The 22,359-nt window shown below is 61.2% G+C and carries 22 protein-coding genes and 1 riboswitch; of the genes, 12 read left to right on the top strand and 10 right to left on the bottom strand.

The window, feature by feature from the left end; all coding sequences use genetic code 11:
* Positions 1-55: 55 nt before the first annotated feature.
* Positions 56-883 (bottom strand): anti-sigma factor, encoded by an 828-nt coding sequence (locus tag EWV35_RS08305; RefSeq protein ID WP_129660450.1) that lies wholly within the window; start codon positions 881-883, stop codon positions 56-58.
* Positions 877-1,494 (bottom strand): sigma-70 family RNA polymerase sigma factor, encoded by a 618-nt coding sequence (locus tag EWV35_RS08310; RefSeq protein ID WP_238654306.1) that lies wholly within the window; start codon positions 1,492-1,494, stop codon positions 877-879. Before EWV35_RS08310 ends, EWV35_RS08305 begins: the two co-directional genes overlap by 7 nt.
* 338 nt (positions 1,495-1,832) lie before the next feature.
* On the opposite strand from EWV35_RS08310, the gene EWV35_RS08315 reads away from it, so the two are divergent.
* From EWV35_RS08315 to EWV35_RS08330, 4 genes are all read left to right on the top strand, one after another.
* A complete protein-coding gene (locus EWV35_RS08315; protein WP_129660452.1) occupies positions 1,833-2,645 on the top strand; it encodes a hypothetical protein in 813 nt (270 codons plus the stop codon).
* A gap of 20 nt (positions 2,646-2,665) precedes the next feature.
* The gene (locus tag EWV35_RS08320) at positions 2,666-3,370 is read left to right on the top strand and encodes a class F sortase (RefSeq protein ID WP_129660455.1); all 705 of its coding nucleotides are present in this window, start codon (positions 2,666-2,668) and stop codon (positions 3,368-3,370) included.
* 137 nt (positions 3,371-3,507) lie between these two features.
* Entirely contained in the window at positions 3,508-3,858 is a 351-nt protein-coding gene (locus EWV35_RS13665) for a type IIL restriction-modification enzyme MmeI (RefSeq protein ID WP_238654308.1), read from the top strand.
* Positions 3,859-4,564: 706 nt separating this feature from the next.
* The gene (locus EWV35_RS08330; protein ID WP_129660458.1) at positions 4,565-4,903 is read left to right on the top strand and encodes a hypothetical protein; all 339 of its coding nucleotides are present in this window, start codon (positions 4,565-4,567) and stop codon (positions 4,901-4,903) included.
* Positions 4,904-5,192: 289 nt separating this feature from the next.
* Here EWV35_RS08330 and EWV35_RS08335 read toward each other — a convergent pair whose 3' ends face one another.
* The gene (locus EWV35_RS08335; protein ID WP_129660461.1) at positions 5,193-6,023 is read right to left on the bottom strand and encodes a thioesterase family protein; all 831 of its coding nucleotides are present in this window, start codon (positions 6,021-6,023) and stop codon (positions 5,193-5,195) included.
* Positions 6,024-6,257: 234 nt separating this feature from the next.
* Between EWV35_RS08335 and EWV35_RS08340 the strand changes: the two genes are divergently transcribed.
* From EWV35_RS08340 to EWV35_RS08350, 3 genes are all read left to right on the top strand, one after another.
* The gene (locus EWV35_RS08340; RefSeq protein WP_129660464.1) at positions 6,258-7,046 is read left to right on the top strand and encodes an HAD-IIB family hydrolase; all 789 of its coding nucleotides are present in this window, start codon (positions 6,258-6,260) and stop codon (positions 7,044-7,046) included.
* Positions 7,047-7,221: 175 nt separating this feature from the next.
* Positions 7,222-8,130 (top strand): sulfite exporter TauE/SafE family protein, encoded by a 909-nt coding sequence (locus EWV35_RS08345; protein ID WP_129660466.1) that lies wholly within the window; start codon positions 7,222-7,224, stop codon positions 8,128-8,130.
* Positions 8,131-8,292: 162 nt separating this feature from the next.
* Positions 8,293-8,547, top strand: coding sequence for a YrhK family protein (locus EWV35_RS08350; protein ID WP_165168458.1), 255 nt, complete (start codon positions 8,293-8,295; stop codon positions 8,545-8,547).
* Positions 8,548-8,589: 42 nt separating this feature from the next.
* Here the strand turns inward: EWV35_RS08350 and EWV35_RS08355 are convergent, their stop codons facing one another.
* A complete protein-coding gene (locus tag EWV35_RS08355; RefSeq protein ID WP_129660472.1) occupies positions 8,590-9,675 on the bottom strand; it encodes an NAD/NADP octopine/nopaline dehydrogenase family protein in 1,086 nt (361 codons plus the stop codon).
* Positions 9,676-9,736: 61 nt separating this feature from the next.
* Entirely contained in the window at positions 9,737-11,329 is a 1,593-nt protein-coding gene (locus EWV35_RS08360) for an AbgT family transporter (protein WP_129660475.1), read from the bottom strand.
* Positions 11,330-11,488: 159 nt separating this feature from the next.
* Between EWV35_RS08360 and EWV35_RS08365 the strand changes: the two genes are divergently transcribed.
* The gene (locus EWV35_RS08365; RefSeq protein WP_129660478.1) at positions 11,489-12,151 is read left to right on the top strand and encodes a GntR family transcriptional regulator; all 663 of its coding nucleotides are present in this window, start codon (positions 11,489-11,491) and stop codon (positions 12,149-12,151) included.
* A gap of 50 nt (positions 12,152-12,201) precedes the next feature.
* Here the strand turns inward: EWV35_RS08365 and EWV35_RS08370 are convergent, their stop codons facing one another.
* The gene (locus tag EWV35_RS08370) at positions 12,202-13,119 is read right to left on the bottom strand and encodes an NAD-dependent epimerase/dehydratase family protein (protein WP_129660481.1); all 918 of its coding nucleotides are present in this window, start codon (positions 13,117-13,119) and stop codon (positions 12,202-12,204) included.
* 113 nt (positions 13,120-13,232) lie between these two features.
* Here EWV35_RS08370 and EWV35_RS08375 point away from each other — a divergent pair, with 113 nt between their 5' ends.
* Positions 13,233-13,907, top strand: a complete 675-nt coding sequence (locus tag EWV35_RS08375; RefSeq protein WP_129660484.1) for a TetR/AcrR family transcriptional regulator — start codon at positions 13,233-13,235, stop codon at positions 13,905-13,907.
* Positions 13,908-13,922: 15 nt separating this feature from the next.
* On the opposite strand, the gene EWV35_RS08380 is transcribed toward EWV35_RS08375, so the two are convergent.
* Positions 13,923-14,519, bottom strand: coding sequence for a TetR/AcrR family transcriptional regulator (locus EWV35_RS08380; RefSeq protein WP_129660487.1), 597 nt, complete (start codon positions 14,517-14,519; stop codon positions 13,923-13,925).
* 85 nt (positions 14,520-14,604) lie between these two features.
* On the opposite strand from EWV35_RS08380, the gene EWV35_RS08385 reads away from it, so the two are divergent.
* Positions 14,605-16,128, top strand: a complete 1,524-nt coding sequence (locus EWV35_RS08385) for an MFS transporter (protein WP_129660490.1) — start codon at positions 14,605-14,607, stop codon at positions 16,126-16,128.
* 325 nt (positions 16,129-16,453) lie between these two features.
* Here EWV35_RS08385 and EWV35_RS08390 read toward each other — a convergent pair whose 3' ends face one another.
* Positions 16,454-16,945, bottom strand: a complete 492-nt coding sequence (locus EWV35_RS08390) for a DNA glycosylase AlkZ-like family protein (protein WP_129660493.1) — start codon at positions 16,943-16,945, stop codon at positions 16,454-16,456.
* 135 nt (positions 16,946-17,080) lie between these two features.
* On the opposite strand from EWV35_RS08390, the gene EWV35_RS08395 reads away from it, so the two are divergent.
* Positions 17,081-18,328: a glutaminase gene (locus EWV35_RS08395; RefSeq protein ID WP_129660496.1), complete on the top strand. Its 1,248-nt coding sequence runs from the start codon at positions 17,081-17,083 to the stop codon at positions 18,326-18,328.
* A 68-nt stretch (positions 18,329-18,396) separates the two neighbouring features.
* Positions 18,397-19,401, top strand: coding sequence for a putative FMN-dependent luciferase-like monooxygenase (locus tag EWV35_RS08400; RefSeq protein WP_129660499.1), 1,005 nt, complete (start codon positions 18,397-18,399; stop codon positions 19,399-19,401).
* 22 nt (positions 19,402-19,423) lie between these two features.
* Here the strand turns inward: EWV35_RS08400 and EWV35_RS08405 are convergent, their stop codons facing one another.
* Both EWV35_RS08405 and EWV35_RS08410 read right to left on the bottom strand, forming a co-directional pair.
* Complete coding sequence (locus EWV35_RS08405; protein WP_129660502.1) at positions 19,424-20,656, bottom strand: cystathionine gamma-synthase; 1,233 nt, start codon at positions 20,654-20,656, stop codon at positions 19,424-19,426.
* Entirely contained in the window at positions 20,653-22,059 is a 1,407-nt protein-coding gene (locus EWV35_RS08410; RefSeq protein WP_129660505.1) for an O-acetylhomoserine aminocarboxypropyltransferase/cysteine synthase family protein, read from the bottom strand. The genes EWV35_RS08405 and EWV35_RS08410 overlap by 4 nt, the downstream gene beginning before the upstream one ends.
* A 40-nt stretch (positions 22,060-22,099) precedes the next feature.
* Positions 22,100-22,217, bottom strand: a riboswitch (SAM riboswitch).
* Between the last annotated feature and the right edge of the window lie 142 nt (positions 22,218-22,359).

Here is a 22,359-nt window from a genome sequence, read left to right on the forward strand (position 1 = left end):
CTCAAACAGGCCAGGACCGTGGCAGGCTGAACACCAACACCTTGAACCTGCGCGTCTAGATTTCGGCGGCCATCATCACATCACTAGTCGGAGCTTCAGAGCCTCCCTCAGGTTCAACCGTCACCGCCACGGCTTCGGCATCGCGAACATCGCCACTCAGCCACACACTGGACTCGCCACCGTCGAAGGTCTTATCCGGGACGGGAGCCCCGTCTTTCATCAGCCAGAGCTGATACTGCTTACCTTCTCCTGGATCGGTGAAATTCGAACCAACAAACATTGCGGCGGTTCGTTGCCGGGAAGCAACCACCGTCGCGGAGGCCCCATCCTTGCTCACGTGTTTGACGGCCACATCCGGGGCGGTCAAAAGATCATCCTGACGTTGCTGCTGTTGTTGCTGTTGCTGTTGCTGTTGGTCTGCGGTCACTTGCTGGCTGTCCTCCCCGGCCTGATGGCCTAGGCTCCAACCTCCCAACGCCAGACCAGGCACCAGGATGACCGCGGCCGCGGCAAGAAGCCAACGGCTACGGCCAGTCCTGGCCGTCTCGAGCGGATATACCCTGGCCTGGGAACCGGAGTCGGGTTCGGCAGCCGTTTGGCCCGTCGGCACCCGCCCGTTATCGGTGCCCCGGTGCGATTCGCGGGCAACCGCGCCGAGCACTTGGGCTTTCAGCTCTGCCGGTGGTTCAACCGCAACGGCTTCGGCAAGCCCCGCGGCGGTCGCACGGAAAGAGGCAACCTCTTCCTGACACCGAGAGCAAGTGGCCAAGTGCGCTTCAAACCCACGTGCCTCTTCTGTATCGAGGGCGTCAACAGCATAAAGTGCAGCGTCCGAATGGACGTCGCCGCCCTGATCACGCCCCTCTGCACTGTTATCTACCACTGTTCCCCCAATACCGTCCGAAGACTGACCAACCCGTGCCTGATCCTAGATTTCGCCGTGCCCAGAGGGATTTTCAAATGCTCGGCCACCTGCTGGTGGCTCAACCCTTGGAAATACACCAGATTCAAAGCTTGCCTCTGAACCTCACTGAGCTGGGCCAAACCCGTCTGGACGTCGTCGCTATCCAAAGCGCTCTCGACGCCTTCCCACGTCTGATCTGCAGGACCCGCCTCCCTTTCATGAGCGTTGTAGTACGCCTCACGGTCACGACGACGTCTGCTGGTCCGGATCAGGTCCACGGCCCGACGATGGGCCATGGTGCACAGCCAGGCTTTAGTCGTTCCCCGTGCGGGATCGAACTTCTCCGCCTGCTGCCATGCCATGAGATAAACCTCTTGAACGATCTCGGCGGCAAGATCCCTGGAGCGCAGCAATCGAATCACGACACCATAAACCACCCTCACGGTGGCATCGTAAAGCTGGGCAAAAGCGGATTCATCACCCTTCGCACTACGGGCAAGCATTTCTATCCGAGCAGCCTCATCCGCATCGGTAACGACTCTTCGCGATGCCCCATCACGACCCCCGGGGGTAGCTGAGGTAGAACTCACATGATCTCGCTAACTTCTCCTGCCGTCGCGTCCTCGCGTTACGGCATCGCTCACCCCTTGCGGGCAGGCCTTTTTATGGACTATGCCACAGATCCTCTGAACAGACCCAGTGAAAATGTAGCTTGTATTCGCCACCGGACCGTCTACGGATGGGTAACCTCTTCCCACAGTTTTTGAGCCTGTCCAGACTCCTCAGCTCAGTACGAACAACACCGCACCGCATTAAATGCACAAAAAAAGTTGAGTTTGTATTCATCCACACACCCTGTGGTGTCGAACCTCATACATACGCCCCAAGAATTTGAGGCGGTCAAGCACCACCTATTGAGGAGACCACCATGCGACACTCAACACTTCTGACCATCCCCGCCCTGGCCCTGGCAACCCTGGCCCTATCGGCTGCGCCGGCTTCCGCCCACGAAGGCCACGCCCAGGAATCAACCACCACCTCCACTGACGAAGGCTCGTGGACGACCATGGCCCACCTGGACAGTCTCAACAACTCCGGGACCACCGGTGATGCCACAGTCAAGGTCGACGGAAACAAAGCCACCGTGAGCATGAACGTCCAAGGCGCTGCCGAGACCTTCCAGAACGGTCCCTTCCCCCACGCCCAGCACATCCACATCGGAGCCGCCGGAACCTGCCCGGGCCCAGAGCTGGACCAGAACGGTGACGGCGCCGTCAGCACCCCGGAAGCACATCCCGCCTACGGAATGATTGCCTCGTCCCTGACGACCTCCGGTGATACCAGTCCGGATTCGGGCCTGGCCGTGGAACGGTTCCCCGGCGGTAGCTCCTACACCTACGAACGGACCATCGACATCGACGATGCGACCAAGCAGGCACTGAAGGACGGGACCGCGGTCATGGTCGTTCACGGTGTGGACCCGACGAACCTGAGCCAGACGGCCCAGCAGGAAATGAGCCCGCTGGATGACTCGTTGCCGTTGGCAGCAACCCTGCCGGCCGCCTGCGGAACCCTGAACGCCTCGCAAATGGGTGAAGTTCCCGATGGTGGTGCCGATACCGGCGTCGCGCAGAAGACCGATCCTGCCTCCACCGCCATCGAGGTTGGTGCCGGTGCTGCCGGACTGGTCGCACTCGGTGGCGGGGCCGTCTACCTGCACCGCCGCAACCAGCGAGCCTAGAAACAGTCTCTAGGCTCATCATGGTTGACTTATCACGCAGCAACCGCGGATTCCTCAGGGTCTCCGCGGTTGCCGCTGTCCTGCTGGTAACAGCCTGCACCCCAGACCCCGACCAAGGAACACCCCCACCCGAACCATCCGGTACTACGCCAACGACATCGCAGTCCCCAAGCAGCGATCCCTCGACATCTAGTCCGGAACCGACGCGCAACGACCCGGCCGCCACCGACACGGCAGGCACCAAGGCCCAAGACAGTACAGTCCCGGTGTTGAAGGCATCGCGGCCGAGTTCATTGCGCATCCCCTCGATCGGGGTCGATACCATCCCTCTGAGTCTCGGCCTGAATAAAGACCACCATCTTCAGGTACCCCCGGGCGATCCCGGATCCCCGGCAGGCTGGTATAACCAATCACCGACCCCAGGGGAACGCGGCCCGTCCGTATTCCTCGGCCACGTCAACGACACCGCCGGCGGAGACGGAGTCTTCGCCGACCTTCGCTCGTTAAAACCCGGAGACCAGGTCACCGTGGCTCGTCAAGATGGTTCCGAAGCCCGGTTCACGGTCACAAAGGCCAAGGCGTATCCGAAGGATCGCTTCCCGACCGCTGAAGTCTACGGCCACACCAACGACGCTCAGCTGCGTCTGATCACCTGCGACGGGTACGACGACTCGTCCGGGCTTTTCGACGACAACTACGTCGTCTACGCCACCCTGAGCACCTAAAACAATACGCCCCAGAGCCAGGGACCACAGGACCGCGGTCGGCCTCCTCGAACAAGCCTTCACCCCGCAATGTGGAGATGATTTGCTTGTATGCACTGGAAAGCCTCGGGGATTCCGACCACGTTCACGCAAACCGGATGTTATGTCGCACCAATTCCGGGTTGTCCGGAATCTTCGTTGACTACTTCACCCCGAAGACCCATGACGTGCTGTTGGCTGCGTGTCGTTTCCAGTGGAACCGGATCAGCGTCTCGGTCTTCGGGGCCATGTTCCAACTCGTGAAGTCGAAGGAAGCTCGCCGGGCTGCTGGGGAGCACTACACTTCCGAGGCGAACATCCTCAAAACCATCGGACCGCTGTTCTTGGACGAGTACCAGGACCGGGCCGATCGGCTGATTCGGAACAAGTCCACCCGCGCCAAAGACTTCGACGCCGTCCACAGTCGGTGGCACATACTGCTACACGCGAGGTGTCTACGACACTCATGATGGCCATAGCACCTTCGAGTTCCCTGATCCGCTGCTGGAATCCGGTGCTGACGCGGAAGAACTACAGCGTATTCCTTGTGCGGCCTTGACCAAGCTAGCTAGGACCATGCACGGTGTCTTACCCAACATTCCCTTGTCTCTGAAAAAGGCCGGCTTAACCATTGTTGAGGAGCCGTGAGATTGATAGATATTTTCATCATGAACCAACCTCACGGACAGCCGGGAGGACGTCCTCTCCGAGTGATGTTTATTCAGGTTCCCGGAAAACGGTGACTCGGCCTGAATCCCACGCAACAATCCGCCTACCCAACCGCTGCTAGCATATGTCGGAAAATAGAGAATCAGAGCCAACGGTCGATCCTGCACCAGGTGAATCTCCGGAGTGGACAACTTCTGCCGTGCCGCGAAAATTCGCAGATTATCCGGAACCTGGAACCGCGCAAAATCCGACGCATGTTCTATACGTGAAAGTTCGCCGAAATCCGTGAATTATGCTAATTCCTGAGCGGCGACCTGCTACCCATATCATCGCTGCAGCGGATTCAACCCCATCAATCCGAGTCCGAGACAACCGGTTTCAAGGCAAACGCGGAAAACGATAAGGCCCAGCCCATACTCAACTTTTGTTCACTTGTCATTGAGGTGCGATCTTCCCTAGGGTGAGGCCCACGACATGTCACCCACATCACTTAGCAAAGGAGTAGTTATGAAGGGCATGATCAGAAAAACGCTCACCACAGGATTCGCCGCAGCGGCTTTGGTCGTGGGAACCACCGCGATTTCTGCCCCCGCCTACGCAGACGATGGTGGGGTGCCGTGTACGACCAACCACGACGGCGGAATCGGCTACGCCAATTGCACACAGCCAAATAACCCAGCGATCTACGGGACTTTTAACGCCAGATACCAGTGCGCTGGACAGGAGGGCCACTCCTTTACGACCAAGGACCACATTGCTGATGGAAAGCACCCCATCCGCATGGAGTGCGCTCCTCATTCGGCCGTTGTTTCAGTTTCATCTCAGTACACACCGGTAGGCGGCTAGTGCTGCTGGTTGGACACACGTCAGCGCCAACAGAACACCTATCGGCCTCTGTTGGCGCTGACGTCTAAAGGTCCATGTAGAAGTATCGCGTCTCGATAGTGCCACTTCGACCTCGGGTGCACGGCCGTGTGCGTTGGCGGCTGCTGCTCAACCAAAGGCTAAGGCACCGGCCAGCGTGGCAACGGTGCAGAATTTCGCGGACTTTTTCACGGCGCGTTCCTGAGTGTGACTGGAAAGCTGACGCAAAGCCAGCACGCCGATCACGCAGAGGTCACGAGGTCTCAGGCAATCAGGACTGGCCGGGCCCCTTCCTCAAGGTCAAAATCTGCTCCGATCTCCCAAAGGGCCCTCGCTCGTCGTGAATGATCGAGGACGTCAGGCCAATTCCGTCCGTACCGAAAGCCACGGAATTGTCGATGCCCAGCCACTCGCCCGTGGGCTCGCGATACATGTGGATTTGCAGGTCGACGTTCGGGAACAACCAGCTCCCGGCACCGGCTGGGACTCGGGTTGCGATCCCGTTGGTGGCGTCGACGACGCCGAGCAGTCTCACCCAATCCGGCGAATCGACGCGGTCGACCAGGGGAACCGTGGGGCGAATCCAGGCCCTCCCCCTGCCCGGTCGATGTCCCGGAGCCTGCACCGCCTCGATCGAGCGAATGAACCCTCCAGGCCATTCCTCATAGCCGTTCCACCTCGCACATTCTGCTCGCAGGGGGAGGCTCGGATCTTCGGTCGCGGCAATCTCAGAGGTGTCGGAGGTAGCCAGCCGCCACGCCGTGGCCCGAATTGCCACACGACCGCCGGCGGTCAGCTCCGCCTGGAGGAGTTCAATGGTCTTGCCGGGCCGAACAGTCGATGTCACGACCTCGAAGTCACCACCCGGAATGAGACCGAGAATCTCGAAACTGATACGGGCAATGCGCATATCTTCTCGCGGCTCATGCCGCGCGAGACAGTGGGCCATGATCCCGGACGCCGGAGCCATGTGCTGCTCGTGCTCGTTCCACGCCCCTTGGGCGTGAATCGAAGAACGGAAATTTCCATCTCCTCGGTCCTCGTAATAGGCCTCCGCAGTTGCCAATTCGGGAAGTTCCGTCCGGCCCGCGCTCTTGTCCATAGTGTCTCCCTCGTCGATTCCCTGACATCCGATATCGTCGTCGTGTGTCCGTGCCGATTGCCGCGCCTTGGCAGAGGCCTCGGTGTGGAGCTTACCGGCCAACAGAACGTCATGTGTTGTATTTCACCTGGTTATCCTGGTGGTGCATGCACAGACCGAGGATGAGCGGGAGCCCCCCGCGGAGCCGTAAAGTGGTCAGAGGCATTTTCGGACCCACCCCACTAAGGAGTCTTCATGGCGCCGAAGCTCATGGCTTTCGACTTGGACGGGACGCTCGTCTTTGACGGAAAAATCGCCCAGAGCAGCATCGACGCGATCCACGACTGGCAGGAGGCGGGCAATCTTGCGGTGTGTGCAACGGGAAAATCGATTGCTGCAACCCGGCACGCTCTGAACGGGACCGGCCTGCGGTTCGACTATTACGTCTTGTACACGGGTGGTGCGGTCACGGATGCCGACTTCGCCGTGCTCATGAGCCACACATTGCCCAACGAGACGGTGCAAAGGATCGTCGAGACTATGACGACGGAAGAGGGCGTTGCCGTCTACGGGACGACGTTGGACTCCCCCGATGACGTGCAATTCCCCTCGACGACCGGCGAGAAATCGAGTTCTATCCTCTCCTATTTCCAGCCCATGAAACTCTCTGACATTCCAGATCATGAGTTCGTGGGCATCCCCTTGTGGATAGAGAACGACGACGCCGCGATCGAACGAATCCGAACGTGGATCCTGAACGACTTCTCGGGCCAGGTCGATTGCCACAGGAATCAGGATTTCCTGGATATCGTGCCGCCGGACTGCACCAAAGGCACAGGCCTCAAATGGCTCGACGACGCGCATTTGGGCGATCGGTATGAGACCTTTTCCATCGGGGATTCGTGGAACGACCTGGCCATGCACGAGTGGGCCCGGCACTCGGCGTCATTCGGCTACTCGCCGCAAGAGGTCAAGGACGCCACAGACGTCATTGTCGACACCACGGCGGAGTACATCCGCACGGTTCTCGGCCAATCATCCTGAGACCGTCCGCGGCCCCTGGGACCGGAGCGGTGATTGTATGACGGCCGGTGAAATGTGTTGATGCCGGTCGCAACGCGGTGTCACCTGGGTACACGCCACGACGCATCCTTTGAGGGGTCCCGCAACCACTCCATAGAGTGTTCGAACTTGAATACCTCAATCTCTGGAGCGGACCATGCGTACGTTGATCCTTTTGGGTTTGATCGGACTTGCCGCACAGCTCGTGGACGGCTCGCTGGGGATGGCCTACGGCGTGACATCCTCGACGTTGCTCCTGACCGCAGGGCTTGCACCGGCGTCGGTCTCGGCTACCGTCCACCTCGCTGAAATCGGTACGACGCTCGCTTCGGGGGCGTCGCACTGGCGGTTCGGCAATATTGACTGGCGCGTCGTCGGCTTCATGGCCGTTCCGGGTGGAATCGCCGCGTTCTTCGGCGCCAACGTTCTCACGGCTTCGGGCGATGGCGCAGAGCCGGTCATGTCCGCCCTCTTGTTGCTTCTAGGGGTCTACGTGGTGTGGCGCTTTCTGCGCATCCCGAACCGTCGCCCGAGTTTCTCCGGCAAGGTCCCAGGTTTTTTGCTCGTCCCGCTCGCGATGGTCGCAGGCTTCATGGATGCGATCGGCGGAGGCGGTTGGGGCCCCGTGGGAACCCCAACGCTCCTCGCATCCGGCAAAATTCAGCCGCGCAAAGTCATCGGCTCAATCGATGCCTCCGAATTCGTGGTGAGTCTGGGCGCTTCGGCAGGATTCCTCATGGCCATGGGCCATCAAGGCATCAACCTGCCGTTTGTCCTCGCGCTGTTGATCGGAGGCGTGATCGCCGCACCCATAGCAGCATGGCTAGTCCGTTTGCTGGCTCCTCGACTCTTGGCCGTTGGTGCGGGTGGACTCATCATCTTCACCAACGCCCGCACCCTGCTGAAGCTCGACGCCGTCAACGCAGTCCTGCCGGGCGCCGCCTACGCGGTCATCCTGTTGGCCATCGCGGCCCTGTGGGCCGTTGCGTTGGTATGGGTGGTCCGCAAAGAACTCTCCGACAAACGCGAAGAACCTTCAAACACCAAGGAAAGCGTCGAAGCCTGACAGCCCATCCGGCCGGCCGATCATGGTGTCTTACGGAGAGCTCGATTTTCACTGTTCCCCATGAGATCCCGCATGATCCTGCCGCCGACTCCGATGCCGTGACGAGGACCGATCCGGCTGCTTACCATGGAGGGCCAACCGGGATCTGCCACGAAAGGGACGATGAAGATGCGGTGGACCATCGGCAAGCTTGCACACGATTTTCCTTGGTTCCACCGCTGGATCGGCCTGATCGGTAATACGCTCTTCGTCCTCGGGAGTATCTTCTTTCTCTCGCCCGGGCTTATGGATGCAGGAACCTGGATCTTCATCGCCGCTTCCGCTGGAATGATGTTCGACAGCATCGGTGAGAAGCTCGTACGCCGTGAGAACGAGACCCGTGATGCGGGTCCGGGACCAATAAGCAACACATCCTGACGTGGGCAGCCGAAGCGGCGTTTGGATTGCGTGCGGTCCGGCTCATTCGGGGAACTCACCGGAGACGAACGCCTCCTTGATGGCTTCGGCGTCGCCACCGAGGAGGCCCAAGGTCGATGCCGTGCGTCCCTCGAGCTCCCAATCGCGATCACAGAGAACCTGACTGATGTGTATGAAAGAGTCGGTAAGAGGCATGGCGATGCCTATTTGCGATGCGATCGAACTCCATGTGAGAAGACCGAAGGGAATGTCCTCGACGAAGTAGCGGTGCTCGAGGGAGTCCGGTTCCGGGAAGGCCTGACGGCCGTACCCAGCGATCACTCTCTCGACGAAGCTGCCCTCATTGACGCCATACGATGTTTCGAGGAAATTCCAGAAGGTCGGCAGCTGAACGCCCAGAGCACGGCCGAATGCAATGCGTTCCTCGTCGAGATCGTTGATCACCTCTCCGATCCGAGGTGTGACGAGTGTGTGCTGCGGCAGGCGGGCGGCATCCTCGACCGTCTTGAAGTTCAAGATTGCGGGAGGCACGTGGTAGACGGGGTTGATATTCGTGAGACCGACAGCAAGGGTGTCCTCGCCGTCGACGTAGCGCTGGCCGAAGAACGGCTCCAGTCGGTCGAGAACGGTGGCCGTTTGGCGATTGGGGATGGCAGACATCGGTACCGCATTCTTGATGGCACCGACGTATACCTGGGCCGGTCCGCGAAGTCTGCAGGTGTACAGGCTGGTCGAGGTCTCGGCGACGATTCCGGGCTCGCGTCCGGCCAACCTCGTCTTCCTCGTGAGTTCGAGAGCGCTGCCGAGCACCCCCGGTTGGAAGATGACCAGTTGGTCGGGTTCCAGCACGTCCGCGAGTGATTCGGACAGATATGGGTGCGCGAATGCGGGTGCGGCCACGACGACCACGTCCGCTCCGTCGATCGCGAGCGCGAGGTCCGTCGTCAACAGATCCGGTACCGCGCTACCCTCTATCTCGCCGGAAAGGGTAATGCCTCCGCGCTGCTCGATCGCGGCGTAGTCCCGTTCGAAGCGTGAATAGACACGGACATCGTGGCCTTTCAGCTTCATATGGCCGGCCATCGCCTGGCCGACGTTGCCAGCTCCGATTACTGCAATGCTTCCCATGGGAGATCCTTACGTTGGTGGTGTGAACGGCGATCTGCCGTCCCTGACATGAATGGGGTGATCAGCGGATCGGCACGCCCGGCCCGAGGGGGATGCCGAGCAAGTACCACAGGACAAAGAGCACGATCCATACGATCAACACGACGCCTGCGATCGGAATCGTGAACGAGAGCTGGGTTCCGATACCTGCCCCTTTGCGAAATTGCTGGACAAAGCCGAGAGCGAGGACGAAATAGCCGTTGAGTGGTGTGATGCAGTTGGTGACCGAGTCGCCGATCATGAAGGCGACCGTCGCGGCTTCCGGGGTCATCCCGACGTACATGACCAGCGGAACAACCACGGGGGCAAGGATCGACCACATTGCCGATCCGCTCGTGATCAGCATGTTGAGGATGCAGATCGAAAAAATGATGGTCAGCAGGATGACCAGGTGTGGCGCCTGGAGCGAGCGGAGCAGGTCTGCGCCATTGACACTGATGACGGAGCCGATATTCGTCCACGTGAAGTAGCTCAGGAACTGGGCGACGACGAAGAAGAGCACGAGCACAGGCGCCAGAGAACGCACGCCGTCGGCCATAGCCGGCGGCACGTCGCCCAGCCGGGGGATCGTGCCTGTGATCCTGCCGTAGGTGATGCCCATGAGCGCAAAGATGATCGAGATGAATATCGCGATGTACTCGACGACGTACGAGTCGAGCAGTCCGCCGTTCTCACCGCGGAAAGGGGACCCGGGCAGCAGCATCAGGACGATCGCGACGACGCAGACCGCGAAGACCACCGCCGTGGCCGCAATGGCTCGCATCTCGGTCTTCGAGAGCTTGATGGTGCCGATCGAAGCCGTGGTGCTGTTCGCAGTGTCGGTGTTGAACAATGTGTCGGCCACTTCGAAATCCGCCTCCAGTTGGGAAGACGAGAATTCGGGTCTGCGAGCGAGGAGGCGATCCACAACTATGGCAATAGCGGCCGCGAGAACGACCGATGACGTGGCGGTGAAGAAGTAGGTCGCGACCGGGGTCATCACGTAGTCCGGATCGACAATCTGAGCCGCCGCCGTCGACAGAGACGACCGAATGGCATCCTGTGGCGTAACCAATGGGCTCGCGTTGAATCCGACGGCCGTGGCCGCATAAGCGACCATGAGGCCCAAGACCGGGCTACGTCCGGCTGCGCGGAAAGCGAGGGCCCCCAGCGGAATCATGACCAAATACGCGGAATCGCTCATGATGTGCGCGGTCATGGAGCTGAAGGCGATCGCGAACGTCAGCAGGCGTTTGGGAAGGCGGCCGACTGTACATCGAAGAAGCGCGGTCAGGAGCCCACTGCGCTCGGCGACGCTGACGCCCAGGAGAACGACGACGACCATTGCCAGCGGCGGGAACGTCGCATAATTCGTCAACGCATTCTTGATCGCGTACTGGGCGCCTTCCACAGAAAATAGGTTCTTCACGGCCGCCGTTTCTCCCGAGGAGGGAAGTGTGACCCTCACGTCCAAAGAGGCGAGGACGGCACTCACCGCCCCCAAGGCAGCGATGAGGATGACGAACAGCCAAAAAGGGTGCGGAAGCCGGTTTCCTGCCCTTTCGATGGCGCTCAGAGCACGGTAGAAGCGGTTGAGCGGAACGCTCTCGATCACATCGTCTGACGTCTTCGTCATCCTCATCGCCTTGCCTTGGGCCTGCACTGCCGGATGAATCGGCGGCGGGTGGAGGTGAACCACCTGAGATCACGGTGACATTCCCGTGATATTTCTGATAGACGCTAGACTAGGGTCCGAAGGAAGTCAATAGTCAACAAAGGCGGAACGGAGGCCGGCATGGAGCGCCAGATGTCGATGGCGGATCGGGCCTATGAGGCGATCAAGCGAGACATTATCCGGTGCAACTTGCGTCCGGGAGCGGTCATCGTGGACGCGTGGCTGGCCGAAAAATACGACATGAGCAAGACGCCGATCCGCCAGGCCATCAATCTCCTTGAGCGTGAAGCCTTGGTCGTGGTCATTCCCCGCCGAGGCACTTTCGTCAAGAGCGTGGATTTTACGGAGGCACAGGATACGTACCGTTTGCGGGCGCTGCTCGAGCCGGAGGCTGCAATCCTCGCGTCCCGCCGCGCAACCACCGAGGAACTCGATGATCTCGAGACGTTGAGCGAAGCAACGGTGAGTGCCGGTTCCGACAGCACGGCCAGGAACGAAGCAAACCGGATCTTTCATGTCCGCATCGCAGAGTTGGCCCGCGTGCCCATCCTCTTGCGAACCGTCACTGCCCTCAACGAGGAAATCGAGCGATTCCTGAACCTGCGCAAGGAGCTCGGCAAGCCGTATACCGCGGTCAACCACGGTCGGCTCATCGACGCCATACGCAGCGGCGACGAGTCAGAGATAAGGGACGTCGTGACCGCGGGCATCGAAAGGGCTCGGGTGCATATGCTCGAAACCATGTTGGACGGCGGAGCCTTCTCCGCCACACGACCGTCCTGAATGCAAACGAACGCCGCACCGAGGGCCGATACCCGGGTGCGAGAGTCTCGCTATCGGGTTCCGGTCGCCTCGACGCCCTCCTCAAAGGTAGTGGCCTTGAGACCGTGTTCTTCGGCGAGAACCCCCGGCCGGAGAATCGCGGGGCGGTTCCAGAGATATGCCTGATTCTTCAATTCCGCCATCATCGGACTGACCAACCCTGCGGCCCCCAGCAACAGGTTCGGTATGGGAAGGAGTCTCTTGTACCGCACGCCGGAACGCAGGGAAACCAGCCTGTTGAGATCCTCCAAGGATCCCGTTTCCGATGAAGGAGCGTGAAGAATTCGGTCGCCGGCAGGAGCGAGCGCCCCTGCATGCAGCGCCGAATAAATCATCGCGGAAGTAAGGTCCGGGATGTACGTCAGCGTGTGTGGGAGGCTCGGATTCCCCAAGGCATAACCCCGCTTGCCGTGAGGACGCGGGACAAGCACGGCCAGGTGGGCCACCGACGTCGCCGGCAAGGCGGTCGGCCCCCAGAGATCCGACGCCACAACACTTACGGTACGGGCCGGATGCCGTTTTCGGGCGGTCAACAATAACGCCCTGACCTCACCCAACGGGCTGCACGGATTCACCTTGGCCCCTTCCCGCAGATCGACGGACTGGTCCCCGAAGCCGTACACCGATTCGGGAAAAATCACGGGAATGCCCGCATCTGCCGCAGCGTCCATGACCGCCTGTTCACGACTCGGCAGGAATTCCTTCCACTTTTTCGCGTCGTACGCCGTATGGACGCAGTGGAAGATCGCGGCGGCGCCGGTCATCGCGTTCCGGAGCAGCTGGCGGTCCAGCACGTCCCCACTGACAACCGCAGCCCCCTCTACGGGCGAATTCCGACGCCTCAATACGACGACATCGTGACCGCCCGAGACCAGATCCGAGACCAGCTGCGAGCCGATCTGCCCAGCGCCGGTAACGAGAAATTTCATGATAACCACCCATCCGAGAGCACTGCTCTCTGTTTGATGACACCAGACTATTCTCAAGTCCGACCCTAAACAAGAGCAGTGCTCTCGGTTGTTGAAAATGGCACACTGAAACCATGAACACCCCACATCAATCCAGGGCAGAGTCCAGAGCCCAGATGGAGTCGGCCATCATCGCGGCGGGTCGAGAACAGCTCGTGTCCCGAGGAGCAGCAAACCTCTCTTTGCGCGAGGTGGCGCGGACAATCGGCGTCGTCTCGTCCGCGGTGTACAGATATGTAGCCAGCCGGGACGAACTGCTCACACTGCTCGTGGTCGATTCCTACTCTTCCCTGGCCGACCACGTGGCGGGGAAGATCGAAGCGTCGGAAGCGCCCGCACAACAGTTCCGCGCTCTGGCTCTCGGGATGCGTGAATGGGCCCTGGAACACCGTGAACAATGGGCTCTGATCTATGGATCCCCCGTTCCCGGGTACGCGGCACCGGCCGAGAGGACAACAGGTCCGGGCACGCGAGTGATCGGGATGTTCCTCAGTATCTTTTCAGCAGCCAGGATCCGCTACCCCGAGCCCAGCAGGAAATTCGCGGAGCGTCTCGATTCTGAGCTCGCCGGCCTCGGAATCGATGCATCTGCAACTCACGCCGCATTCGGAATAGAAGCGTGGGGAAGCATCGTGGGATGCATCAGCATGGAAGTTTTTGGGCAATTGGGCCCAGGACTGGATGATCTCGGGACGGAGATCATGAGTCGAATGGTCGACTCATTCACCGAAAAACTCGGTGCCGTTTAGGACCAGAACCCTTGCTCAACTGGCGTTGCCCTTGAGCCTGTCCACTACTTCCAGAAGATCTTCGAGCCCTCGCGAACTGACCAAGGAGGCCCCCAGGGCAGTTTCCGGGGCGGGGGCCAGCACGTCATCGACCGATCCGCCGGCGAGCGCAGCGTTGTAGTACAGGCCATCGCCGATCAGAAGTATCGCGGAGGCAATCACGGGCTCCCCCACCTCTTCCAGAATGATGTTGTACCAGTCCGAGTGGATGCGACTCATCGCTTCACGCGCTTTGGGCTGGGCCTCTTGACCCAAACTCAAAACCGCAACAAACGTGCGATCAATGGGTGCGCCATGGCTCGATTCGTTGCCGAGATAAAAGGCCGAGGAACGCACGTAATATCTGGAGGGGCCCTCCGGAGATGCTCGCATTGCCGCGTTGTCGTCCGCGGCATATTCCAGGAGCCGCTCGATCAACCCGTCGGCGAGGGAGTTCTTGTCCTTGAAGTGATAAAGCAGTCCCCCTTTTGAAACCTCGGCACGAGCGGCAACTGCGTCCATCGTCGCCGCGCGCTCCCCCTCGGAGATCAGGATCGATTCATAGGCATCCAGGACACGACTTTTCGCACTCATGATGTCGACCATACTGTCTTGGCACTAAACCGTCCAGACGGTACAGTAATCGTCATCTAGTGCCGTGATATGAAGGGAAAAGGCCATGTCCACCGCCTCAAAGCGCCGTGCCGGGCGTCCGCCGTTGCACGACCGCCGTTGGGTCGCGCTCGTCGTCCTGATGCTGCCGGTTCTCCTGGTTGCGGTGGACAACACAGTCTTGGCTTTCGCATTACCGCCCATTTCGGCAGCCCTCAACCCGACCGGAACGCAGTTGTTGTGGATCGTCGACGTATATTCTCTGGTTCTGGCGGGCCTCCTGGTTCCGATGGGCAGTTTGGGAGACCGCATAGGTCGGCGTCGTCTCTTGCTGATAGGCAGCACCGGGTTCACTATCATCTCGGTCGCCGCGGCCTTCGCCCCGAGCCCGGGCTGGTTGATTGCAGCACGGGCCGCCATGGGGCTCTTCGGCTCGGTGCTTATGCCGGCCACCCTGTCGCTGATCCGCAATATCTTCGTGGAACCGAATGAACGCCGGAAAGCCATCGCCATTTGGGCAGCAGGATTCTCGGGCGGCGCTGCCCTCGGCCCGATTCTGGGTGGTTTCCTCTTGGAGCATTTCTACTGGGGCTCGATCTTCCTCTTGGCCGTACCGATGCTTGTACCGCTCCTCGTCTTCGGCCCGCTTCTGGTTCCCGAGTCCAAGGACCCGAAGCCAGGCCGCATCGATATTCCGAGCATTTTCCTGGTCATGGCGACCATGACGCCCCTGGTTTACGGCATCAAGGCGTTCGCGAGCGACGGCTTCGGGATCGACGCCTTGCTGTGCCTCGTCGTGGCGGTGGGTTCGGGCGTTTGGTTCGTCCGCCGCCAACTGGGTCGGCACGACCCCATGTTGGACGTCCGCCTCTTCACCAACTCCGTTTTCTCAGGTGCGGTCAGTGCAAACCTGCTGAGCGTGTTTTCCCTCGTCGGATTCCTGTATTTCGTCTCCCAGCATCTACAGCTCATCAGCGGAATGACGCCGATGCAGGCCGGCGTCGTCTTGATCCCGGGCCTTGCGGCCACGATCGTCGCGGGACTGGCCGTGGTACCGATCGTTCGTCGTTTCAAGCCGTCGCACGTGGTCGCCGGCGGGCTGACCCTGAATGCCGTGGGGTTCGGAATCATGACCGTCGCCGGTCCGGCGGGATCGGATGTGGGTCTGATCCTGGCCTTTGTGGTCCTTGGCGCCGGAATCGGGGCCGCGGAAACCATTTCGAACGACCTCATTCTGGCCGCGGTCCCGGCGCACAAAGCCGGTGCGGCCTCCGCGATCTCGGAAACTGCCTACGAAACCGGCGCCGTCCTCGGCACCGCGGTATTGGGGTCGATCCTCAATGCCGCCTACCGAACCAACGTCACGGTGCCCTCAGAGGTTCCCGAATCCGCTAGGAACACCGCGAGGGAAACCCTCGGGGGTGCGACCGAAGTCGCCTCCCAGATCGGGAGCCCCGCAGGGGACGCACTGTTGAGGTCCGCTCGCTCGGCTTTCGACTCAGGAGTGGCGCTGACCTCGGGCATCGGCGTCGTGCTGATGATCGCTGCGGCGATCATCGCCCTGCGGACTCTCCGCGACGCGAAGTCCTAGGAGCGCTTCGGGCGACACAAGCGTCGGCGTTTCATCCATTGCCACTCAGATACTCACGTGCTGCGTCTTGTCCCTACTCTTCATTGTCAACGGCGGGTCCTTTGAGGATCTTCTCCGCCATACGGCCGTGAAACGCCTTTCGGACTCATTGAAGTCATGATTTCCATCGGTCTCATCATGCTGGCGTTACATTTCTGGATAGACGAAATGCTCTGGCGGGCTTTGGTTTCCGCGTGCTCAGTACTTCGCGCTCGTGGCATATTCCGCGCTCATGAACTCCGTATTCGCCGTTCTGAGCAAGCGGGAGAACGGAAGATAGGATGAGTCACCTCGGGTCAAGCCGAACAGGCATCGTCCACTTCTCGAGTTGGGTTTTCGCCGCCGAACGGATGGCGGAGGCGGACACTTCGGCATCGCACTCGAAGTTCTCGATCTCCACGGCCCCTGCTTTCGCCCGTGCCGCGACCCGGCCGACCAGCCGGCGCCCCGCCAGGATGGGCATCGAAAAATACCTGAACTCCCGCGCCGTAGACGGCTTGTAGGCTTCCAAAAGATAATGCTTTCCGAACACGTCACGCAGCCTAGCCCGCGTCCAGATCAGGGGGTCAAAGGGAGACAACACCGTCACACCCAGCGACGGCCCGGAAGACTGACCTTCCGTCACCTCAGCAAGCGCTTCCGGGTCAACGAACCAAACACCCTTGGATCCTTCAACCCGTATGCGCTCGTATCCGGCGTCGTCGGCTACGGCCGCAACGTCCACGTCGCCAGGGATGCGGAAATAGTCCCCGACGTCATTGACCGCGGCTCTCCCCAGCCCCCCCCGGTTGGATCACGGTCACAGAGGCACGGCACTGCTCCCCGGGCGCCGCCCCCACCCGATGAAATAGGCTCGTGACAGGCCAACATCCTCCGTAGAACGTTGAACCCGCACCGATCCCGAAAGGAACTCTTGGAGTCTCCCGTACGTAAGTACCTACACCAGCTCTACAAAGAGACGACCGACATGGACGGGGGTGAACTCGCTGACTACATTCCAGAACTGGCCAAAGCCGATCCGGACGTTTTCGCGATTGCCCTCACGACGATCGACGGTCGCACCTATTCCGTGGGCGAGGACGAACGAGAGTTCACCATCCAGTCGATTTCCAAGCCCTTCTCCTACGCCGCCGCGCTGACGGACCGGGGCCTGGAGGCCATCGCCGCCAAAGTCGGCGTGGAGCCCACGGGCGAGGCCTTCAATGAGCTTTCTCTTGAAAAAGGCACAAACCGGCCGAAGAATCCCATGATCAATGCCGGTGCCATCACGATTCACAGTATGCTCGCCGACGACGGATCCTCGCTGGAAGAACGGGCCGACCACACCGTCGAGTTCTTCTCTCGTCTCGCGGGGCGCAAGCTGGAGATGGATCATTCCGTCTTCCGGTCCGAGCTGGAAACGGCCGACCGGAACTTCGCCCTGGCGCACATGCTCAGGAATTTAGGCGTCTTCGAGGAGCACGCCCACCAAGCGGTCGCCGGATACGTCGCCCAGTGCGCTATCAAGGTCACTGTGCGAGACCTGGCCGTCATGGGCGCCACTCTGGCCAATCGAGGGTTGCACCCCTTCACCGGTGAGCGCGTAGCGAGTCGCGAAGTCGCGCGGCAGGTCCTGGCCGTCATGGTCTCGGCCGGAATGTACGACGCCTCCGGCACCTGGTTCTCGGATGTCGGCATCCCTGCCAAATCCGGGGTCTCCGGCGGGATCCTCGGTGTCCTGCCTGGCCAAGTCGGGATCGGCGTCTTCTCCCCGCGCTTGGATTCCAAGGGGAATAGCGTCCGCGGAGTCAATGTCTTCAATAAGCTCTCCCAGGACATGGGCCTCCACCTGCTCGACGCCGGAATCTTCGGTTCGAACACAATTCGTTCGGTCAGCGAAGGCGAGGATGAGACCGTGGTCCGTCTCCAGGGGGTCATTCAGTTCTCGGGGGCCGAAGCCATCCTCCACCGCATGGCAAACTTGGAATGCGATCCGGGGACCATGGTCTTTGACCTGACCAAAGTCACTCGACTGGACGAGATGGCCCGGCGCATGTTCCTCGAGGGCCTGCGGCGCCTCACGGCAGACGGGCACCGCGTAGAACTCATCGACCCCGACGATGTCCTCCCCGACCCGGACCTGGGCGGAAATACCTATCCGATTCAGCGGGAGACGACGTAGCCCCGGGGCCGGTCTTCTGAGGACCGCACCGACGACCTCCGGGTAGCCCCTCACGAGAAAGGCTGTTCATGAGCGAGAAAACACGCAAGAAGACCCTCGGATTCTTCACTCGACTCCTCGAAGACGTGAGCCCGCAAGAACGGTACACATCCGCCCTGGAACAGATCGACGCCGCGGAACGTCTGGGATTCCACAGCGCGTGGGTCGCCCAACATCATTTCCACGAGAACGAAGGCGGGTTGCCGTCGCCGTTGGTCCTGCTTTCTGCCGCGGCGGAACGTACTGCCCGCATTCACCTGGCGACGGGCGTCATCACGCTGCCCATGGAAAACCCCGTTCGGGTCGCGGAAGACGCAGCCGTGGTGGACGCTCTGTCCAGTGGAAGGCTCCAGATCGGCCTGGGGTCGGGCGGAAATCCGCAATCCTTCCCGGCCTTCGGACGGGCCTTCGAAGACAGGGGTGAGATCTTCGCTTCCCATCTCGAAACTCTGGAAACCTTGTGGCAAGGGGGAGAGACCGAGGGCGGAAACAGACTGTACCCCGCCGCGCCCGGACTTCTCGAACGCTTGTGGCAGGCGAGTTTCGGATCATTCGGCGCGGGGATCGCAGGTTCCCGAGGGGACGGGCTCATGCTCTCCCGGACTCAGCCCCGGCCAGGCAGAACGGATGCTCCGCTGAGTGAGATCCAGGTGCCTGTGGTCGAGGCGTATCTGGCCGAACTTCCCAAGGGCACGGATCCTCGCATCATGGCCTCCCGGACGGCCATCGCGGTCGACGCGAAGAACCATTCGGATTTGGTCCGGCGAACGACAGAAAAACTTCGCCGTGGGGAAGCCGATCGCCTGGTGGGGTATGACACCTCGAGCCTTTCCGATGAAGAGCTCCTGGTCGCGACGGACACCTATCTCGGCACTCCGGACGAGATCGTGGCACGCCTCCGGGAGGACGTCATCGTCCGGGACTACGCGACCCAGGTCGCTTTCCAGGTCCATTCCGCTCCGGCGACCCACGAGGAGACGCTGCGCTCACTCGAGCTGCTGGCAACCGAGGTCGCGCCCGCCCTCGGAATCTGAAGTCCTCGGGACGGGCGCGGCGTCACTCGCCGGATCGGTTCAAGGCCTGCTCCAGGTCGGAAATCAGGTCTTCGACGTCCTCGATGCCTACCGAGAGCCGCACGACGTCGCTCGGCGGGGCCTCCGGCGTGCCCCTCGTGGAGCCGTGGGTCATCGTCGCCGGGTGGGAGATGAGCGATTCGACACCACCCAGGCTGACGGACAGGCCGAAGACGTCAGTGGACTCCGCGACCTTCCGCGCCGCGGCCTCTCCACCTTTGACGCGGAACGATACGATTCCTCCGAACCCTGACATCTGCCGTTTTGCGACAGCGTGACCGGGGTGGTCGGCGAGGCCGGGATAATACACACGTTCTACGCCTTCGTGCTCCCGCAGCCACTCAGCGACCGTCTGGGCGTTCTCGCAATGTTGCCGGATCCGAACACCCAGGGTCTTGAGACCGCGTGCGGTAAGGAACGCATCTTGGGGACCGGCCACCGCACCCCCCGCGAATTGCTGGAATTGCAGGAGATCGGCCAGGGGCTGGTCTTCCCACAGCGCATCACCGACCACGAGGGCTCCGCCCAGCACATCCGAGTGACCACCGATGTATTTGGTGGTCGAATGCACCACGACGTCGGCGCCCAGCGTCAGCGGGTTCTGCAGCGCGGGTGAAGCGAAGGTGTTGTCCACAACCAACAACGCGCCTGCGGCATGGGCTGCCTCTGCCCATTCCTGGATATCCACGATGGTCAGCAAGGGGTTCGTCGGCGTCTCCAACCAAACGACCCGTGCTTCCGGATCGGCCAGAACCCGGTTCCGCACATCGGTCTGTTGAGGCGGCACGAAGGCCGTTTCGACTCCCCATCGGGCATACAACTGGCTGAGGAGTCGGTGCGTTCCTCCGTAGGTCTCCGCCGCGGCCACAACTTTGTTTCCCGGTCGCAAGGTCGCACGCAACAGGGCATCCTCGGCGGCGATCCCGGAAGCGAAAGCGAAGGCATGCGTACCGTTTTCGACGGCCGCGAGCTGAACCTCCAAAGCACTCCGAGTGGGGTTTCCGCCTCGCGAATACTCGTATCCGCTCTTGAGCGTTTCCACTCCGTCTTGGGTGAAGGTCGACGTCTGGTAAATGGGAGGAATCACGGCGCCGGTTTGAGGGTCCGGCTCCTGACCCGCGTGAACGGCCGCTGTTCTGAACCCCGGGCGGGTCGAATTCACTCGATCGGTTGCGGAACCCTGCTTGAACTCGGTGGATTGTTCGACTGCGGTCATACGTGAGCAGCCTCCTTCTCTCGCGTGAGAGCCGTCGCCCGGCCCGACGTCTGACTGGATGTGGACAAGGAGCCGAGCGCCGTGGAGAGATCATCCCAGAGATCGTCGACCTCTTCGCGGCCCAGTGCCAGCCGAACGGTCTGTTCGGTGATGTCCCCGGCCTCTCTGAGCTCGGGGGTAAGTCGACAATGGGTGGTCCACGCTGGATGCGTTGCCATGGATCGAGCGTCGCCCAGGTTGGCGGCGAGCTTGAACAGCTTCAAATTGTCGAAGAATTTCTCTACCTGCAACGTGTTGCCCGCGATGTCGAAGGACAGGACTGCTCCGGTGCCGCGCGGAAAGTCTCGTTCGGCGATGGCCGCATCGGGCGACCCCGGAAGGCTCGGATGCCGGACACAGCGCACGCGAGGATGAGTCGCCAGTCGCCGCGCGATCTCCTCGGCCACATGGCAATGGCGCTCAACCCGGATGTCGAGGGTCTCTATTCCTTCGAGGGCTTGTTGCGCATTCCACGGAGCCAGGCTCGGCCCCAAGTCGTTGAGCAATTGTGCGCGAACGAGGTGGAGCAACGCACCGTGGTCGCCGTGCCCCTCGACCAGGGATCTGTTCCCGAATCTCCTCCGCGGAGCCGTGAACTGCGGCCATCGGGCGGGGGCCTCGCTCGGGGTCAACCGGCCAGTGTCGACGATGATTCCCGCAAGCGCCGTTCCATTTCCGGTCAGGTATTTCGTGACGGAATGGATTACGACGTCGGCACCCAGTTTCCCGGGCTGCAGGAGATATGGCGTCGCGAGAGTGTTGTCCACGATCAAGGCAGCACCCGTGGCATGCGCAATATCCGCGAGCGCGGGGATATCGGGCAGGTCAGCATGAGGGTTGCCGATGGACTCCACGATGAACGCGCGAGTGCGCGCCGTGACGGCATTTTCCCATTCCTCGGGTCGATGCGGGTTGACCCACGTGACCTGGATGCCTGCCTCGGCGAGAGTGTCGTTGAGCAAATCGGCGGTGCCACCATAGATTCGGTTGGATGCCACCACATGGCCGGCGGGGACCTCCGGGTGGGGCTCCCCGTCATCGCTCTGACCTGATCGACCGGCCAGGGCAAGGAGGGTGAGCGTTGTTGCAGCTTGACCGGAAGCGGTGGCGACGGCACCGACGCCTCCTTCGAGTTCCGCGAGCCGACGCTCGAGCAGACCCACCGTGGGGCTGCCGGTGCGTGAGTAGGTGAATCCGGGTTCCCGCTGGCCGAAGCATTCGCGCGCGTCGCGCAGCGTCTCGAATTCGTAGGAGGCCGTCAGGTACAAGGGCGGATGCACAGGTCGCGCAGTCGGCGGATTGGCCGTACCCCCGTGCACTTGCACCGTTCCGATTCCGGGTACTGGGTTGTTATCAGCTGACATCGTGATCCCCTCGAAGGCGGGGCGCCGAGTTCGCCTCGTAACGCCGTGCTTGCCGGGGAGCGGTTTGCCCCCGGCCGGATCTTCATCTGGGGCACCCCATCACAGCGGAAAGGGTTGCCGACCGGTCAGCCAGAGCTTCACAACCGGTACTCGTGATCCTGATTCAGAAACTTACAGCCTTCCCACCGGGCTCGAAAGGACATGACGCACGGTTCAGGCAGATCGTCACATGAAGGTAATCCACCGGCCGCCCAACGTCATATGACCGGGTGAGACTCCCGTATGACCTGGGCGGACTCC

This window comes from Rothia uropygialis (assembly GCF_004137765.1).
Lineage (GTDB): Bacteria > Actinomycetota > Actinomycetes > Actinomycetales > Micrococcaceae > Rothia.